The organism is Halarcobacter bivalviorum, assembly GCF_003346815.1.
GTDB classification, from domain to species: Bacteria; Campylobacterota; Campylobacteria; order Campylobacterales; family Arcobacteraceae; genus Halarcobacter; species Halarcobacter bivalviorum.
The window spans coordinates 2,223,039-2,240,658 of record NZ_CP031217.1 but is presented as its reverse complement, the minus strand read 5'-3'; the positions used below and the strand labels follow the sequence as shown (position 1 = coordinate 2,240,658).

Sequence of the window (17,620 nt, the reverse complement as noted above, 5' to 3'; positions counted from 1 at the left end):
TTTGAAAAAGCCCATTAGAACATGTATTGTTTGTAGAAACAAATTTGAACAAAATGTGTTGCTAAGATTTAAGAGCAAAGATAAAAAAATTTATGCTTTCGATAACAAAGGAAGAAGTTTTTATATCTGTAAAGAGTGTATTTCAATTTTAGAAGAAGAGACTGAAAACACTAAAAATATAAAAAAACTAGAAAAAGCACTTTGTAGAGAGTGTAAAAATAAAGATAACTACATAGGACAACTTAAGGAGATTTTAACGCATGTCAGATAACGTAAGAGTATATGAAATTGCTGAAGAAGCAGGAGCTAGCAGCACAGAAGTAATTGCTAAAGCTAAAGATTTAGGAATAGAACTTAAATCACCTCAAACAGCAGTTTCATTTGAAGATGCAGAAGAGATTGCAAACTACATTATGACTGGGAAAAGTGATAAACTTGCAAAAAAACCAGCAGCTAAAAAAGTAGTTAAGAAAAAAGAAGAGCCAAAAAAAGAAGAAGAGCCAAAAAAAGTTGAAACTAAAACTGAAGAAAAAGTAGAAGTAAAAAAAGTTGAAACTTTAGAGACTAAAACTGAAGAAACAATTGAGCCAAAAAAAGAAGAAGAGCCAAAAGAAGAAAGCGTTAAAAGTGTAGCTCCAAAAAGAGTTGTTCCAAAAAGAAGAGGGCTTAAGATTATTAAAAAGAAGAAGCCAAAAGATGATTTAGTAGATAATATATCTTTAGAAAATAAATCAGTTGAAACTCAACCTAAAAAGGCAATGAAATCTCTTAGTGAAATTTTAGGTGGTAATGAGAAAACAGAAGAACCTAAAGAAAACTTAGATTCAAAAGCACAAATGCTAAGAATTGCTAAGAAAAAAGAGAAGAAAAAACAACCTCCAAAAGCTCATGATCATGGTAAAGTAATTGATATTGAAAGAACAAATGAATCTGAATTCTCAAATAGTAGTGATGAGTCTTTATTAGGTGAAGAAGTTGTATTACTTGATATGGGATTAACAGATAGTTCTAAATTATTTGATGAGCCAAAAAATACGTCAAATGATAAAAAACAAAGTAGATCTTCTAGACCAGCTGCATTTGGTAATAGACCTCAAGGTTTAAAAAGAGGAAAAAGAAAGAAAAGAATCAAAAGAGAAGTTGAAGAAGTAGAAATCACAGAAATAACAATTCCTGAAGATGTAAGAGTATATGAATTTGCAGAGGCTTGTGGAAAATCACCAGCTGAAGTTATCACTGTATTATTTGGTCTTGGAATGATGGTTACTAAAAATGACTTCTTAAAACAAGATGAATTAGAGATTCTTGGTGAAGAGTTTGGAATTGAAGTAACTGTTAAAGATGCTTTAGAAGATGCAAACTATGTTGGAGATTATCAAGAAGAAGAGATTGATGAGACTAACTTCAAAACAAGACCACCAGTTGTTACTATCATGGGACATGTTGATCATGGTAAAACTTCATTATTAGATAAAATTAGAACATCTAAAATTGCAGCAGGTGAAGCGGGTGGAATCACTCAACATATCTCTGCATATACAATTGAACAAAATGGTGAGAAAATTACATTTGTAGATACACCAGGTCACGCCGCTTTCTCAGCAATGAGAGCAAGAGGTGCAGAAGTAACTGATATTATTATTATTGTTGTTGCAGCTGATGATGGTGTAAAACAACAAACAGAAGAAGTTATTTCTCATGCAAAAGCTTCAGGTTGTCCTATTATTGTTGCAGTTAATAAAATTGATAAAGAAACTGCAAATATGGATATGGTAAAAGCTCAAATGGCAGAAAAAGAGATGACTCCTGTTGATTGGGGTGGAGATATTGAGTTTATTGGTGTTTCTGCACTTACAGGTGAAGGTATTGATGATTTATTAGAAAATATTTTACTTCAATCTGAAATCTTAGAACTTAAAGCTGATCCAGAAGCAAAAGCAAAAGCAACTGTAGTTGAAGCATCATTAGAAAAAGGTAGAGGACCTGTTGCTACAATTATTGTTCAAAATGGAGAATTAAAAGTTGGTGATAATATTGTTTGTGATACTACTTTTGGTAGAGTTAAAGCAATTACAAATGATATGGGTCAACAAGTTAAATCATTAGGTTTATCTGAGACAGGTACAGTATTAGGATTAAATGAAGTTCCAGTTGCAGGTGCTATTATGGTTGCTCAAGATTCTGATAAAGAAGCAAGAGAAATTGCTACAAAAAGAGCAGAACATGCAAGAGCAAAAGAGTTATCAAAATCTACTAAAGTATCATTAGAAGAGATGAGTGGACTTATTGCAGAAGGTAAATTAAAACAGTTACCAGTTATTATTAAAACTGATGTTGCTGGTTCTTTAGAAGCAATTAAAGGTTCTTTAGAAAAAATCCAAAATGATGAAGTAAAAGTAAAAGTAGTTCACTCTGGTGTTGGAGGAATTACAGAATCAGATTTAATCCTTGCAGGTGCATCTGAGGGTTGTATTATCTTAGGATTTAATGTAAGACCTACTGGTTCAGTTAAAAATAAAGCAAAAGCTGATGGTATTACAATTAATACATATTCAATTATTTATGATTTAATTGATGATGTAAAAGATACTCTTTCTGGTATGATGAGTGCAGTAATTAGAGAAGAAAATACTGGACAAGCAGAAGTTAGAGATACATTTGTTGTTCCTAAAATTGGAACAGTTGCAGGATGTTTCGTAACTGATGGTAAAGTAATCAGAGGCGGACATGCAAGAATCATTAGAGATGGTGTTGTAACTTATACTGGTAAAATTTCATCATTAAAAAGATTTAAAGATGATGTTAAAGAAGTATCAAATGGATTCGAGTGTGGTATTATGTTTGATAAATTCAATGATATTAAAGTTGGAGATTTCATCGAAACATTTATTCAGATTGAAGAAAAAAGAGAAATTGAACTGTAAGGTAGTTTAGTGAAAAGTATTAATCTTCAAAGAACTGAATCTTTACTGATGGAGCTTATTCCAGAAGCTCTATCTACACTTAGTGATGAAAGAATAAGATCTCTTCCAATTACGGGAGTAAACTGCAAAAATGGTAAATATGATGCAATAGTTTATTTTGATGGAAGCGATTTTGAGGACAAAGAAATTCCAGGTGTAATTTCAGCTTTAACAAAAGCAAGTGGTAGAATTAAATCATATGTTTTAAGTGCTACTGGTTGGTATAAATGTCCTAATTTTAAATTTGTAAATGATAAATCTTTAGAGTCATCAAAAAGTATTGAAGATTTATTTAGACAAATACAAAAAGATAAAAAGAGTGAATCATGAATTTAGAAGAATCAATTGAAATTGCAGTACAAGGATGTGGTGCAGAGGTTTATGATATTGTTACTTTAAAAGAGAATGATGCAAATATTTTTAGAGTATATGTAACATCTAAAGATGGAATTAATCTTGATAAATGTGCAGAGATATCAAGAATGATTTCACCAATTTTAGATTTAGATGAACCAATGAATGGAAAATATAATTTAGAAGTTAGTTCTCCAGGAATTGAAAGAAAATTAAAAAATCCTAGACACTATAAAGCCTCAATAGGTGAAAAAGTAAAATTAAAAGATTTTGAAAAAAATACTATTTCAGGAGAATTAATATTTGCTGATGATAGTGAAGTTAAAATTAAAACAGAGCATGGTGAAGAGATTATAACTTATGATGAAATTTCATCTGCTTCTACTTACTTTGAATGGTAAAAACAGTATAAAATAATCTAAAAAGGGAGTTGATATTTCAACTTCCTTTTTTTTTACATAAAAATGAGGGCAAAATGAAAATTGATGATAATTTTTATATGAAGTTAGCAATAGATGAAGCATGGAAATATCAGTTATTAACTTATCCTAATCCTGCTGTTGGATGTGTAGTAGTTAAAAATGGTGAGATATTAGCAATTGAAGCTCATAAAGAAGCTGGTAAACCTCATGCAGAGGTTAATGCTTTAAAAACAGCATATTTAAGTAAATATCCTAATGATGTACTTAAAACAAAAAGTTCTAGCCATGATATTCATGATTATTTAATTAGAAATCATAATAACTTTTTTGAAGATTGTACTATTTATGTTACTTTGGAACCATGTAATCATATTGGTAGAACTCCTGCATGTGCAAATCTTTTAAAAGAATTAAAGCCTAAAAGAGTTGTAATAGCACACGAAGATATAAATAAAGAGGCAAGAGGTGGCTGTGAGACACTAAAATCTGCAAATATAGAAGTAAGCATTGATTGTATGAAAAAAGAAGCATATGAGCTTTTATATCCTTTCATAAAATGGACACAAGGTACTTTTATTTTTTATAAGATGGCTCAAACACTAAATGGCTCTATAGATGGAGCTATCTCTTCTCATATTGCAAAAGCATATGTACATACTTTAAGAGATAAGATTGATTTAATGCTTATTGGTGGTAATACAGTAAGAAGTGATAAACCCACCCTTGATGCAAGATATATCGCTGGGCGTGCACCAAATATAATGATATATTCTAAAAATAAAGTCTTTGATACAAATATCCCACTTTTTAAAGTACCTAATAGGGAAGTAATAATAAGTGATGATTTATTTAAATTACTTGATTATAAATTTATTATGGTTGAGGGCACTTATAATTTAATGGATAAGTTAAAAGAAAAAATTGATTATTTAGTATTACTTGTAAGTCCAAAGATTAGAAAAGGTGTAAATGCTTTAAATGATTTGGATATTGATTTTAAGATTGTGCATGAAAATTATATAGGTGAAGAGAAGATAATTTATTTAAAAAGAAAAGGCTAGAATAAAAGCCATCTTTTTAGCAATCTCTTCGTCAAATAAGAAAATTTAATCAGTCATTTACTACAGTAAATTCTTTCATAAATTTACTTCTCTTCCTTGACCTTACTTAAAAATATGACTTTTGTAGTTTTATGAAATAAATATAAAAATTAAGAGTTAGCAAGTTAGCGAACTGTTAAAAATAAGAGAGGAGGAAGTTTTGAGATAGTTCTATCTCACAATGTCTTGCTTTGTTTCACTCAGCTTCGACAATACGCTCTAGCGAGCTAGTTCACATCTGCCTTTGTTGTGTTTTCTTAAAACACAAAACAAAGTCTAAAATAGTTGAAAAAAGAGAAACTATTCTCTTTTTTCTAAACTATTTTACTTTTTCTAAGTACTCACCAGTTCTAGTATCACACTTAATGATATCACCTTCTAGTAAGTGAAAAGGAATTTGTACAACAGCACCAGATTCTAAAGTAGCAGGTTTTTTACCACCTTGAGAATCACCTTTAAAGTTAGGTGGTGTTTCTACAATTTTAAGTTCTACAGTCATTGGAGGTTCAACTGTGATTGCTTTACCGTTGAAGAACATCATATCAACATTCATTCCATCAATAATCCAATCAAAAGCTTCTCCAACTTGGTCATAAGTTAAACCAATTTGTTCATATGTATTTGTGTCCATGAACTGAAGCATTTCTCCATCATCATAAAGAAATTGCATTTGTTTTTGTTGTAAATCAGGAGTAGTACATTTATCTCCAGCATGGAAAGTTTTTTCAATAACTTTTCCATTGATAAATGATTTAATTTTACATCTTACGAATGCAGCACCTTTCCCTGGTTTTACATGTTGATATTCAGTAATTTTATACGGAATACCATCAAGTTCAATTTTTAAACCTTTTTTTAAGTCACTCATTGAAATATTTGCCATAGTTACTCCTAATTATACTTCTGCATATGCTACAGAAATTGCAGCCTCTAAGCTATTAATTTTATTTAATAGATTATGGTTAATTGATTCATCAACTAAAATTACAGCTAATGCAGAATCTTTTCCACGAGCTAATCTAAAGTCTGAGATATTAATTTTGTTATCACCTAATAATTTACCAACTTCTCCAATTACACCAGGAACATCAGTATTTCTCATAATGATTAATTTTCCTTTTGGTTCAATATCGAAGTCAAAACCATTTAATTCAACAATTCTTTGTACATCTTCATCAAATACAGTACCAGAAATAGTGTTAACACCTTTTTCTGTAGTGATTTTGATAGTTACTTTATTACTATAACCTGTACAATGATTTAATTCACAATTATCAAAAGAGATACCTTTCTCTTCTGCAATAAATTTAGCATTTACATAGTTGATTTCAGCTGTATCACTTGAAGCTGTTAACGCACCAACTGTTGCAAATGTAGATAATGACTCAAGATAATCTTTGATTTCTCCATGAGCACATACAGAAATAGATCTAATAGCTGATTTATCAATTTGTGCTGTTAAATAAGCCATTTTTTGTGTTAGTTCAATATATGGTTTTACAAATGAAGGAATTTTACTCTCATCAATTGGAAGGTTAAGTGCATTTGGATATGCAATCCCTCTTGCTGCTTCAATAGCATTCTCTGCTGCTTGAGTAGCAATTTTCTTTTGAGATTCTTTTGTATTTGCACCTAAGTGTGCAGTTACAGTTACATTGTTTAAATCTAAAAGAGGATGATCTGTTGCAGGTTCTGTTTTGAACACATCAATACCAGCCATTGCAATTTTCCCAGATTTTAAGTTATTATAAAGTGCTTCTTCGTTGTATAAACCACCTCTAGCACAGTTAATTAAAATAACTCCATCTTTCATTTTAGAAATCTCTTCTTCTCCAATCATATCAATTGTTTCTTGATTTTTTGGAGTATGAATAGTAATAATATCACAAGCTAAGATATCTTCAAAGTTTGTAGTATATTTAATACCTAAATCAGTTGCTTTTGTAGAAGGAATATAAGGATCGTAAGTAACTACATCCATTTCAAAAGATTTAGCTCTTAGTGCAACTCTATGACCTATGTTACCAAAACCAATAACACCAAGTTTTTTACCATAAAGTTCATTTCCATACCAATCTTCTCTTTTCCAGATTCTATCTTGTTTTAATTGGTTGTGTGCATAAGGGAATTTTCTCATACAAGACAGCATATGAGCCATAGTAAGCTCAACTGCTGCAATTGTATTTGCAGTAGGAACGTTCATAGCAATGATTCCTCTTTTGCTACATCCTTCCATATCTACGTTATCGTATCCTACTCCAGCTCTGATTACTGCTTTAAGATTAATTGCTGCATTTAAAAACTTTTCATCAACATCAGTTGAAGATCTAGTAATAGCAACATCTGCATCTTTAATTACATCTAAAAGTGCTGTTTTATCAATATCCGCTGCATATACATAGTTTATGTCTTCAGTGTTTTGTAAGATGTTTAAACCATCTTCATGAATATGATCACAAACTACGATTGTATGTTTACTCATTTGCACAAATCCTTATTTAATTTGATCTTTTAGTAAATCACCTAAAGTCATAGATGTATCATCATTAACAGCTTTTAAAACTTCTCTTTCTTGTTGTTGCTCTAATCTTTTTACTGATAATCTTACTCTATTTTTCTTAGTGTCAATATTTACTACTACTGCTTCTAATTCATCACCAATATTAACTTCTTCAACATTTAATGGACCAAAATCTTCATTTCTGATTAGACCATCTAAATTATCATCAAGTTTAATGAAAATTCCGAAATCTTTTTTATCTTTTACTGCACCTTTTACAATATCACCAATTTTGTGCTCATTTTGGAATTTTTTAGCAGGAGATTCAGAAATTTCTTTTACAGATAAAGAGATGTTCTCTTTTTCTCTATCAATTTTAATAATCTTAACTTCTACTTCATCACCTTTTTTATAAAGTGATTTACATTTTGCATTAGATTCCCAAGAAGCTTCTTCATTGTGTAATAAACCATCAACTTCACCAATTGTAACGAAAGCACCAAAATCAGTTAATGTAGCAATTTTACCTTTGATTACATCTCCAACTTTGTTTTCTTTTGTAAATTTAGCGAATGGTTTTTCTTGTAAGTTCTTTAAAGATACTCTTAATCTTTTTTTATCAACATCAAGTTCGATAACTTCAACGTTAACTTCTTCACCTAAAGTTAATAAATCTTTTGGATTTTTAAGATTTTTATTCCATGAAATTTCAGAAATATGTAATAAACCTTCAATATCATTTCCTAAATCAACAAATGCACCGTAAGATTCAAAGTTAGAAACTGTAACAGTAATTGTATCACCAACTTCTAATTCATCTTTAATTTCATCCCAAGGATTTGGTAATGCAGCTTTAATTGATAATGATAAGTGTTGTTTTGCTTTATCATAAGATAATACAATAACAGATACTTCATCACCTTCACTATAGTAATTAGCCGGATTAACTGGTCCTTTATAAGAGATTTCATTGTAGTTTACTAAACCATCAATTCCACCTAAATCAATGAACATACCATAAGAAGTGATTTTTTTAACTGTACCAATTACTGGTTCATTTTTTTCTAAGATTTCATTTACTTTAGAATCTTTTTCTACTTTAGATTCTTCAATAAGTTTTTTTCTAGAAACAATAATAGAGTTTTGAGCTTCGTTTACTTTTAAAACTTTAGCTTTAACTTTTTTACCAATTGCTCCATGAGCTTTTAAGTAAGATTGTGCCATTGGCATGAAGTATTCTAATCCAGAATCATCTTCAATAATAAAACCACCTCTGTTTTTTACAGAAACAATTTTACCTTCAATTGTAACGTCTTCAACGTTTTCTCCGTGCTCTTTAACAAAAGCATCGAATTTTTCTTTTTGTAATACTTTTTTGTAAGAAATATTTGGTCTTTCACCTTTATTTCCCATTAACATTACAGAAATTGTATCACCTGCTTTAAATTGAACTTCACCACCGATTGTGATTTCAGAAAGGTTTAATTTACCTTCAATTTTTTGTCCAACATCAACAAGTACACTATCATTAGTAATTTCAACAATTACACCATCAACTACAGAGTTATTCTCAGCATTCTCAAAAGACTCATTAAGCATTTTCTCAAAATCAAAGTCTTCACCTAATTCAATATCATCGATACCCATTTTATTCCTTCGTATTAACCGTTTTTTATAAATGGCTATGATTCTATCTAAATTTTACTTAAACTAAGAATTTAATATTTTTCTATTTCATTGACTACTTGTTGAATAATCCAATCAGGCGTACTTGCACCAGCAGTTATACCGCATAAGTGTTTATTTTTAAACCAAGTAGAATCAAGTTCTTTGGCATTTTCAATTAAATAAGAATCTATACAGTTTTCTACACAAATGGAGTGTAATTGTTTTGTATTTGAAGAGTTTTTACCTCCAATTACAACCATTACATCTACTTCTTTTGAGAGTTCTCTTGCTGCATCTTGATTTTCAAAAGTAGCATCACAAATTGTATTAAAAACTCTTACTTCTTTATTCTTTAAAATAAGATTATTTACAATTTCTAAGTAAGTCTCTTTCTTTTTTGTTGTTTGTGCAACAGTAGCAATTTTGTCATATTTAAAGTTGATATTTTTAAGTTCATCTATATCTAAAACTACATGTACATCATCTTGGTCTTCACCATAAGATTTTACACCTTTAACTTCAGGATGATCTTCATCTCCAAATATTAAAATTGAGTATTTTTCTGCAGACATTTTTTTTACAATTTGTTGAGGAGTTGTAACAAAAGGGCAAGTTGCATTTATAACTTTTGCATCTTTTTTACGTAAGTCTTTTAAATCATTTTTTGGAATACCATGTGTCCTAATAATAACTGTATCATTAGGTTTTACATCTGTAAGATTATTATATAACCCTACATTATAATCATTTTTTAGTCTATCAATTTCATTTTGATTGTGTATTAGTGGTCCCATTGTTGCAGAATTTTCATATTTTTCTGCAATTTCAATTGCTCTTTTAACTCCAAAACAAAAACCATAGCTTGATGCTAGTTTTACTTTCATAAAATGTATCCTTTTTTGATGTCCCATCAAAAAAGGGGACTAATCAATTAATTTCTTTTTTAATATAAAGAATCAAGGATTTCTTTGAAGTTAGGAAATGATGTTAAAATACATTCAACATCATTTATTTCCATATCACATAAAGTACCTGCAATTGCAAAACTCATTGCAATCCTATGGTCTCCATGAGAATCAATTGAGGCTTTATTTAAAGTTCCTCCTATTATTTCATATCCATCTTCAAATTCAGTATAAGTGACACCACATTTTTTTAGATTTGAAACAACAGCTTCTATTCTATCTGATTCTTTAACTCTTAACTCTTTTGCATTTTTTACTAATGACTTTCCATTTGCGACTGACATAGCAATTGAAAGAGCTGGAAGTTCATCAATTAACCAAGAGATATTATCTTCAACAACAACTCCATTTAGTTCTTTGTATTTAACTTCAATATCTCCAATAGGTTCATAAATATTCTCTTTTTCAATAAAGTTAACTTCTGCACCCATTCTTTTAAGAACTTGATAGGCTTCAATTCTAGTTGGATTTAAAGATACATTTTTTATTACAACTCTTGAATCTTTAGTAATTGCAGCTGCAACTGCAAAAAAGAATCCAGAACTAGGGTCTGTTGGAACTGTAATATTTAATGGCTTTAAATGTCCTTCTAAAGGATGAATATTTATAAACCCTTCATTATCTATTTCTAATTTAGCTCCCATACCTGTTAACATTCTTTCTGTATGGTCACGTGTAAGCTCATTTTCTTTATATTTTGAAATACCATTGGCTCTAAGTGCTGCAAGAATCATTGCAGATTTAACTTGTGCTGAATCAACAGGAGAGTGATAAGTAAAAGGTTTTAATTCTTTTACTCCACGAATAAATAGTGGAGCTTTATTACCTTTTTCTCTTCCATCAATATTTGCACCAATACTTCTTAAAGGGTCAGCTACTCTTTTCATAGGTCTTTCTCTAAGATATTTATCCCCAGTTAGAGTAAATGCTCCATCAATTGAAGCAAGTAAACCACAAAATAGTCTCATTGCCGTTCCTGAGTTACCACAATCTAGAATATCTTTAGGTTCAGTTAACTTATCTGTAGGTGTAATCTCTACAGTAGAACCATTACGTGTGATTTTAGCACCTAATTGTTCTACTATGCTTAAAGTATTTAATGTATCTTCTGCTGTAAGGTAATTTTTAATATATGAAGTTTCATTTGAAAATAGTGAAAACATTGCACATCTATGTGATATAGATTTATCACTTGCAATTGAGTCAATCTCTATGTTAAAAGGTTTAGACAGTTTTTTAATGTTAAATGTTTCCACTTTATTTTCCTTATCTTAATTCAATATTTAATTTTTCTTTTAATGCTTCTAAAATACTACTCATTGTAGAAGTAATATCTTCTTCTTCTAATGTTTTTTCATTGTTTTGCAGAATAAATCTAATTGTTAAACTCTCATTATCTCCAAGTTTTTCATCTGTATAGATATCTATTAAGTTATATTGTTTGATATTTTTATTATCTAAAGAGTTAATTACTTCTTTAATTTTATTAAATTCCATATCTTTTGGAACAATTAAACTTAAATCTTTTCTTGATGCTTGGAATTTTGAATAACTATCAACTTTTATTAAATCATTTGAAATTGAATCAAAATCAATTTCTGCAATAAAAGTATCACTTAAGTCATACTCATTTGCTACACTTGGGTGTAGTTTAGAGATATATCCAGCAACTTTACCATCAATAATAATATCTGCACTTTGGTATGGATGAATTAAATCATTTGAGATTTTTTTCATTGGTTCTAAATCAAATTTTCCAACACTATTTAATACTCTTTTTGCAAAGTTGAAAAAATCAATATTTTCAGGTTTTCCTGCATTTGAAATCTCTTCTAACTCTTTTTGTCCAGAGAATACAAAAGAAACAACAGTTTTTTCTTCCCTTTTCATATTGAAAATTTTTCCAATTTCAAAGAATGCAGCTGCTTTAAATCCAAGTTTTGCATTATTTGCACAAGCTTCAATTAGATTTAATGAAATAGTTGTTCTAAATGTATCTAACTCTTTTACAATAGGGTTTAGAAGGTCAAGTCCTTCTTGTACAGTTGGTAAAGAGTATTTAGTTAATTTATCTCTATCTGAGAATACATATGTAACTGTTTCAAAGAAACCATTTTCAATAGCTTTTGCTCTTAATTTGTTTTTCTTAATTAAGTCAATTGAAGTTTTATTTACTCTATTTACTTCATCAATTGCTAAAGGTTTTGCTTTAATATTATCAATTCCAATAATTCTTACAACTTCTTCTGTAACATCAGCTATATTTTTAATGTCATGTCTATAGTGAGGAACTTTAATTGATAATACATCAGTTGAATTATCTTTTACTTCAAAACCTAAGTCACTTAAAATTTTATCAATTTTAACTTTTTCAATATTTTCACCAATAATTGCATTGATTTTATTTACACTTGCATCTATTGTGATTTTCTCTTCATAATCAATTAAAGCTTCATTTCCATTATAAACTTCAGCTCCATATTGAGAAATTAAAGAACAAAAAGATTTCATACCTAATTCAATATCTGGTTCACTACCTCTTGAACTTCTATAATAAATTTCTCCTGTCTCTTTTTTTGTTTCAAAAACTTTTTTTGATAAAAGTTCAGGATTAATATAAGAAGCTTCAATGATATATTCATTGTTAGTATCTTTTTCTACTTCTGAGTGCTCAACACCAACAGTGCTTAGCTTTTTTTCTCCAATGATTACATCAAAACCTTGTTTATCTTTTTGGATGTGAATTGTTGCTAAACCTTTTATATCTTCAGCATCTTTTTTTGCATAAGCATTTAAAATTACACCAGTTGAGTGCGTAATATAACTTAAAGTATCAACTAAATCATTCTCTTTAAATTTATCAATTGTTCCTACTCTTAATCTTTGTAAAACTGGTAATGAGAAGTTTTCTGAATTAATTACTGTATAAATATATTTAGATTCAATTGTACTTAAACTCTCTACTTCTAATACTTGACCAATACCTAAGTCATTGTAATTGATTTTAAATTCTTGCTCTTTAAAAGGAATAGAATAAAATGCTGATAACTCTCTTGCTACACCATTTATACTTAAACAGTCCCCTCTATTTGCAGTTAATTCAATTTCGATAATATCATCATTTAATGCTGGATATTCGCTTAACTCTTTACCAATTTCTAATTTTCCAATTGATTCATCAAGTTCTAAAATTCCATCATTTAATTTTGCAAGTCCTAATTCAGTAGAAGAACAAATCATACCATTTGACTCTAACCCTCTAAGTTTTGCTTTTTTGATTTTAAAATCTTCACCTAAGTTACATCCAACTACAGCAACTGGTACAAATTGACCTGCCGCTACATTTTTAGCACCACAAACAATTTGAACAACTTCAGTTCCTATATCAACTTGACAAACATTTAATTTGTCTGCATCTGGATGTTTCTCTTTCTCTAATACTTTTCCAACTACTACTTTAGGAGCTATTCTTTGTTTTTCTACACTATCAACTTCTAGACCAATTGAGTTAAAAGTTTTACAAATATCTTCAGTTGATATTTTTGAAATATCTATATATTCTTGAATCCACGATCTAGTAATAATCATTTGAACTGTCCTAATAATCTTAAATCACTCTCAAAAAGAGATCTTAAATCACCAATATTATGAATTAGCATTGCAAATCTTTCAACACCTAATCCAAAAGCATATCCTGATTTATTTTCATATCCTACTGCTTTGAATACATTTTGGTCAACAACACCACAACCAAGTACTTCTAACCAACCTGTTTGTGAACAAACTCTACATCCATCACCTTTACAGAATACACATGAAATATCTACTTCTGCTGATGGTTCTGTAAATGGGAAAAATGAAGGTCTAAATCTAACTTCAACATCTCCAAACATATGATGTAAAAATTCTACTAATACATGTTTTAAGTTTGCAAAAGAAACTTTATCTGCTTCATCAACTACTAATGCTTCAACTTGATGGAACATTGGAGTATGAGTTAAATCAAAATCTCTTCTAAATACAGTACCTGGAGCAATCATCCTAATAGGTGTTTGCTGACTTAACATTGTTCTAATTTGTACAGGAGAAGTGTGCGTTCTTAATAGAGTATAATCTTTATTATAGAATGTATCTTGCATATCTCTTGCTGGGTGGTGTTTAGGAAGATTTAATGCTTCAAAGTTATGAAAATCATCTTCTACTAATGGACCTTCTTCAACTGCAAAGTTAAGGTTTTGAAAATATGTAATAATTCTGTCCATTGTTAAAGCAACTGGGTGAGCTGCACCACATGTTAATTCATTATTAAACTTTGTAACGTCAATAGTCTCTTCTTGTAGTTTTACCTCAAGAGCTTGCTTTTCTAAAATCTCTTTTTTATTTTCTAGAGCCTCTGTAATTTCTGTTTTTTGCTTATTTAAATTTTCAGCAAAAGCTTTCTTTTCTGGCCCTGGAACATCTTTCATTTTTGCAAATTCTGCAGGGATAATACCTTTTTTACCTAAAGTTTCAATTCTTAAATTCTCTAGAACTTCAAGTGAATCAGCATTATCTATTTTATCAAGCCATTCTTTCACTTTTATTCTCCTGTTGTTTATTTATAAAGGTATGGATTATACTTTAAAATTTATTAGAGTTTGGTTATAATATTTTCCAAACTAAAAAAGGTGAATATATGTGTATTTTTTGCAAAATAGTTAAAGGTGAAATCCCTAATCAAACTATCTTAGAAGATGAAAACTTTTTAGCATTTAATGATATTAATCCAGCTAGAAAAATTCATGTTTTAATTATCCCTAAAGAGCACTATGATTCATTTGATGTTGTTCCTCCAAAAATTATGGCGGCAATGACAGAATTTATGCATAAAGTTGCTTCTAAATTAGGTATTAGAGAGAGTGGATATAGATTAATTACTAATATTGGAGATGATGGTGGACAAGAAGTACATCATTTACATTTTCATATGATTGGTGGAGAACCAGTTGGTAGATTAGTAAGAGATTAAAAAGTTGTAGAGTTTCTACAACTTCTTATCCTTTTTTTATTTCTCTTCGAACTTTCCTAAGTTCATAAGTTTTTCATATTTCTTTTCATATCTTTGCGCAGGTGTTAATTGTTTTAATTCAGCTAATGAAGTTAAAAAATAGTCACCTAAAGCTTTGATTGCTTCTTCTTTTTTTCTATGAGCACCAATTAACGGCTCATTTACTACATCATCAATTAGACCTAATTCTTCTAATGATTCAGCAGTAATTTTAAGTGCATTTGCAGCAGTTTCAACTTTAGCAGGGTCATTCCATAAAATAGCAGAACAACCTTCAGGAGAGATTACTGCATAAACAGAGTATCTCATCATTGCTAATTTATCTGCCACTGAAATAGCTAAAGCTCCACCTGAACCACCTTCTCCAATTACAACTGAAACAGTTGGAGTTTTAAGTTCAGAAAATTCATATAAGTTTTTGGCAATTGCTTCACTTTGATTTCTCTCTTCTGCACCAATTCCAGGATATGCACCTGGAGTGTCAACAAGCATAAGAATCGGTAAGTTAAACTTTTCAGCTAATCTTGCTGCTCTTAAAGCTTTTCTATAACCTTCAGGAGAGGGCATACCAAAGTTTCTTTTTAACTTATCTTTAGTTCCTCTTCCTTTTTGTTCTCCAATTACTACAACTTTTTCATTTCCAATGTAACCAAGGAAACATACAATTGCATGGTCATCATCATAATGTCTATCCCCATGAATTTCGTAATAATCAGTCATTAATCCCTTGATATAATCCATCGCATATGGTCTATCAGGGTGTCTAGCTAATTGAAGTTTTTGATAATCACTAAGGTTTTTAAATGTTTTTTCAACCTCTTTTTCTAACTTCTTTTCTAGTATCTCTACTGCATGTTCATCATTTCTTGTTTTTGCAACTGTGATATCTTCTTCAATTTTTTTTATTTTGTCTTCAAAATCTAAATAAGTTGCCAAATATTATTCCTTTTTAAAAAAGAGTTTAAACTCTAGTCTTAGTCTTTTAATTTTCTAAAAATTACAGAACCGTTAGTTCCACCAAAACCAAAGTTATTACTCATTACAGTATTTAATTCTACTTTTCTAGGAGTATTTGGAACGTAATCTAATTTACACTCTTCATCTTGGTTTTCAATATTAATTGTTGGAGGAATAATTCCTTCTGTTAATGCTTTAATTGTAAAAATTGCTTCAATCGCACCAGCTGCACCTAAACAGTGACCAACTTGACCTTTTGTAGAAGTTACAGGAGGACAGTTTTCAAGACCATTAAATAATTCAACGATTGCTTTTGATTCATTAACATCTCCAACAGGAGTTGATGTACCGTGTGCATTGATATAATCAATTTTAATATCTTCATTTGTATTAGCTTTTGCCATTGCAAGTGCTGCTTTCATTGCTCTTAATGGACCATCAATAACTGGTGCTGTAATATGGTTAGCATCACCTGACTCACCAAAACCAATTACTTCACAATAGATTCTTGCTCCTCTTGCTTGTGCTGATTCTAATGTTTCAAGAACAAGTGCTCCAGCACCTTCTCCCATAACAAAACCATCTCTGTCTTTATCAAATGGTCTTGAAGCAGTTTGCGGACTATCATTTCTTGTAGATAATGCTTTCATTGCAGCAAATCCACCGATTCCTGCTCCACAAATTGCACTCTCTGCACCAACAACTAAAACTCTATCTGCACCATTTGTAGCAATAGTTTTTACTGCATCTGCTAAAGCGTGTGTTGAAGCTGCACAAGCTGTTACGTGAGATAATGAAGGACCTTTTAATCCATGCTCAATTGAGATAAATCCACCTAACATATTAACTAATGATGAAGGAATAAAGAAAGGAGAAATTCTTTTTGGTCCTTTTATTTCACAAGTAACAGAGTTTTTTTCAATTGTTGCTAATCCACCAATTCCTGAAGCTGAGATAACTCCAAATCTTTCACAAATTGATTCATCAACTCTTTTATTCTCTGCATTGATGTATCCTGCATCATTCATAGCTTCATTTGCTGCTTTGATTCCTAATTGAATGAATCTATCAGCTTTTTTTACTTCTTTTTTATCCATTACAGTTGTAGGATCAAAATCTTTAACTTCTGCTGCAAACTGCACAGAATATTCACTAGCATCAAATAGAGTGATATTATTTACACCACATTTACCATCTAAAACGGCATTGAATGAATCCTCTACGTTATGTCCTACTGAATTGATTGTTCCTAAACCTGTTATAACAACTCTTCTCATTAAATATGCTCCAAAATTAAGTATTTAAATAATTCAATTCTTAAAATAAATATTAAAAATTCAACAATTCAAATAATTTTTATTAAAAAAAAGCCAGTATAGAATACTGGCTTATACTATAAGAATAGCGTAGAAATTACGCGTTATCTTCGATGTATTTAATAGCATCAGCAACAGTTAAGATACCTTCTGCATCTTCGTCTGGAATTTCGATATCGAATTTCTCTTCTAACGCCATAACTAATTCAACAACGTCTAGTGAGTCAGCACCTAAATCTTCAATAAATTTAGACTCTTCCTTAACTTCTGCAGGATCACAATCAAGTTGCTCAACTACTACTTCTTTTACATCATCAAATAATGCCAT

Annotated in this window: 16 protein-coding genes; 6 read left to right on the top strand and 10 right to left on the bottom strand. The window is 30.0% G+C overall.

Annotated features, from left to right (window positions below):
• Window position 1: 1 nt before the first annotated feature.
• The 5 genes from ABIV_RS11350 (at window position 2) to ribD (ending at window position 4,800) form a co-directional block, all read left to right on the top strand.
• Entirely contained in the window at window positions 2-271 is a 270-nt protein-coding gene (locus tag ABIV_RS11350; protein ID WP_205526984.1) for a DUF448 domain-containing protein, read from the top strand.
• On the top strand, window positions 261-2,924 hold the full coding sequence (infB, locus tag ABIV_RS11345) for a translation initiation factor IF-2 (protein WP_114839987.1): 2,664 nt from the start codon (window positions 261-263) through the stop codon (window positions 2,922-2,924). The genes ABIV_RS11350 and infB overlap by 11 nt, the downstream gene beginning before the upstream one ends.
• 9 nt (window positions 2,925-2,933) lie before the next feature.
• Window positions 2,934-3,293: a 30S ribosome-binding factor RbfA gene (gene rbfA / locus ABIV_RS11340; RefSeq protein WP_114839986.1), complete on the top strand. Its 360-nt coding sequence runs from the start codon at window positions 2,934-2,936 to the stop codon at window positions 3,291-3,293.
• Complete coding sequence (gene rimP / locus ABIV_RS11335; protein WP_114839985.1) at window positions 3,290-3,718, top strand: ribosome maturation factor RimP; 429 nt, start codon at window positions 3,290-3,292, stop codon at window positions 3,716-3,718. The genes rbfA and rimP overlap by 4 nt, the downstream gene beginning before the upstream one ends.
• Window positions 3,719-3,792: 74 nt before the next feature.
• Window positions 3,793-4,800 (top strand): bifunctional diaminohydroxyphosphoribosylaminopyrimidine deaminase/5-amino-6-(5-phosphoribosylamino)uracil reductase RibD, encoded by a 1,008-nt coding sequence (gene ribD, locus ABIV_RS11330; RefSeq protein WP_114839984.1) that lies wholly within the window; start codon window positions 3,793-3,795, stop codon window positions 4,798-4,800.
• Between the two features lie 358 nt (window positions 4,801-5,158).
• On the opposite strand, the gene efp is transcribed toward ribD, so the two are convergent.
• From efp to pheS, 7 genes are all read right to left on the bottom strand, one after another.
• Window positions 5,159-5,722: an elongation factor P gene (gene efp, locus ABIV_RS11325; protein WP_114839983.1), complete on the bottom strand. Its 564-nt coding sequence runs from the start codon at window positions 5,720-5,722 to the stop codon at window positions 5,159-5,161.
• 12 nt (window positions 5,723-5,734) lie between these two features.
• Window positions 5,735-7,321: a phosphoglycerate dehydrogenase gene (serA, locus tag ABIV_RS11320; RefSeq protein WP_114839982.1), complete on the bottom strand. Its 1,587-nt coding sequence runs from the start codon at window positions 7,319-7,321 to the stop codon at window positions 5,735-5,737.
• 12 nt (window positions 7,322-7,333) lie between these two features.
• Entirely contained in the window at window positions 7,334-8,986 is a 1,653-nt protein-coding gene (locus ABIV_RS11315; protein WP_114839981.1) for a 30S ribosomal protein S1, read from the bottom strand.
• A 71-nt stretch (window positions 8,987-9,057) separates the two neighbouring features.
• Complete coding sequence (locus ABIV_RS11310) at window positions 9,058-9,891, bottom strand: 4-hydroxy-3-methylbut-2-enyl diphosphate reductase (RefSeq protein ID WP_114839980.1); 834 nt, start codon at window positions 9,889-9,891, stop codon at window positions 9,058-9,060.
• Between the two features lie 59 nt (window positions 9,892-9,950).
• The gene (gene aroA, locus ABIV_RS11305) at window positions 9,951-11,228 is read right to left on the bottom strand and encodes a 3-phosphoshikimate 1-carboxyvinyltransferase (protein WP_114839979.1); all 1,278 of its coding nucleotides are present in this window, start codon (window positions 11,226-11,228) and stop codon (window positions 9,951-9,953) included.
• A 10-nt stretch (window positions 11,229-11,238) separates the two neighbouring features.
• Window positions 11,239-13,560 (bottom strand): phenylalanine--tRNA ligase subunit beta, encoded by a 2,322-nt coding sequence (pheT, locus tag ABIV_RS11300; protein ID WP_114839978.1) that lies wholly within the window; start codon window positions 13,558-13,560, stop codon window positions 11,239-11,241.
• Window positions 13,557-14,549 (bottom strand): phenylalanine--tRNA ligase subunit alpha, encoded by a 993-nt coding sequence (pheS, locus tag ABIV_RS11295; RefSeq protein WP_114839977.1) that lies wholly within the window; start codon window positions 14,547-14,549, stop codon window positions 13,557-13,559. The genes pheT and pheS overlap by 4 nt, the downstream gene beginning before the upstream one ends.
• Before the next feature lie 98 nt (window positions 14,550-14,647).
• On the opposite strand from pheS, the gene ABIV_RS11290 reads away from it, so the two are divergent.
• A complete protein-coding gene (locus ABIV_RS11290) occupies window positions 14,648-14,980 on the top strand; it encodes a histidine triad nucleotide-binding protein (protein ID WP_114839976.1) in 333 nt (110 codons plus the stop codon).
• Window positions 14,981-15,016: 36 nt separating this feature from the next.
• On the opposite strand, the gene accA is transcribed toward ABIV_RS11290, so the two are convergent.
• The 3 genes from accA to acpP all read right to left on the bottom strand — a co-directional run bounded on the left by accA (window position 15,017) and on the right by acpP (window position 17,620).
• Window positions 15,017-15,955 carry an acetyl-CoA carboxylase carboxyl transferase subunit alpha gene (gene accA, locus ABIV_RS11285; protein ID WP_114839975.1) on the bottom strand — a complete coding sequence of 313 codons (939 nt, stop codon included), beginning with the start codon at window positions 15,953-15,955 and terminating at the stop codon, window positions 15,017-15,019.
• A 38-nt stretch (window positions 15,956-15,993) separates the two neighbouring features.
• Window positions 15,994-17,253, bottom strand: coding sequence for a beta-ketoacyl-ACP synthase II (locus ABIV_RS11280; protein ID WP_114839974.1), 1,260 nt, complete (start codon window positions 17,251-17,253; stop codon window positions 15,994-15,996).
• Between the two features lie 136 nt (window positions 17,254-17,389).
• Window positions 17,390-17,620 carry an acyl carrier protein gene (gene acpP / locus ABIV_RS11275; RefSeq protein WP_114839973.1) on the bottom strand — a complete coding sequence of 77 codons (231 nt, stop codon included), beginning with the start codon at window positions 17,618-17,620 and terminating at the stop codon, window positions 17,390-17,392.

What these genes read in the sequence shown, in the direction of transcription:
- rimP (WP_114839985.1), top strand. Translation starts at nt 3,290, where the DNA reads ATGAATTTAGAAGAATCAATTGAAATTGCAGTACAAGGATGTGGTGCA.
- ABIV_RS11280 (WP_114839974.1), bottom strand. Translation starts at nt 17,253, where the DNA reads ATGAGAAGAGTTGTTATAACAGGTTTAGGAACAATCAATTCAGTAGGA.
- serA (WP_114839982.1), bottom strand. Translation starts at nt 7,321, where the DNA reads ATGAGTAAACATACAATCGTAGTTTGTGATCATATTCATGAAGATGGT.
- ABIV_RS11310 (WP_114839980.1), bottom strand. Translation starts at nt 9,891, where the DNA reads ATGAAAGTAAAACTAGCATCAAGCTATGGTTTTTGTTTTGGAGTTAAA.
- pheT (WP_114839978.1), bottom strand. Translation starts at nt 13,560, where the DNA reads ATGATTATTACTAGATCGTGGATTCAAGAATATATAGATATTTCAAAA.
- acpP (WP_114839973.1), bottom strand. Translation starts at nt 17,620, where the DNA reads ATGGCATTATTTGATGATGTAAAAGAAGTAGTAGTTGAGCAACTTGAT.
- infB (WP_114839987.1), top strand. Translation starts at nt 261, where the DNA reads ATGTCAGATAACGTAAGAGTATATGAAATTGCTGAAGAAGCAGGAGCT.
- efp (WP_114839983.1), bottom strand. Translation starts at nt 5,722, where the DNA reads ATGGCAAATATTTCAATGAGTGACTTAAAAAAAGGTTTAAAAATTGAA.
- ABIV_RS11290 (WP_114839976.1), top strand. Translation starts at nt 14,648, where the DNA reads ATGTGTATTTTTTGCAAAATAGTTAAAGGTGAAATCCCTAATCAAACT.
- ribD (WP_114839984.1), top strand. Translation starts at nt 3,793, where the DNA reads ATGAAAATTGATGATAATTTTTATATGAAGTTAGCAATAGATGAAGCA.
- ABIV_RS11315 (WP_114839981.1), bottom strand. Translation starts at nt 8,986, where the DNA reads ATGGGTATCGATGATATTGAATTAGGTGAAGACTTTGATTTTGAGAAA.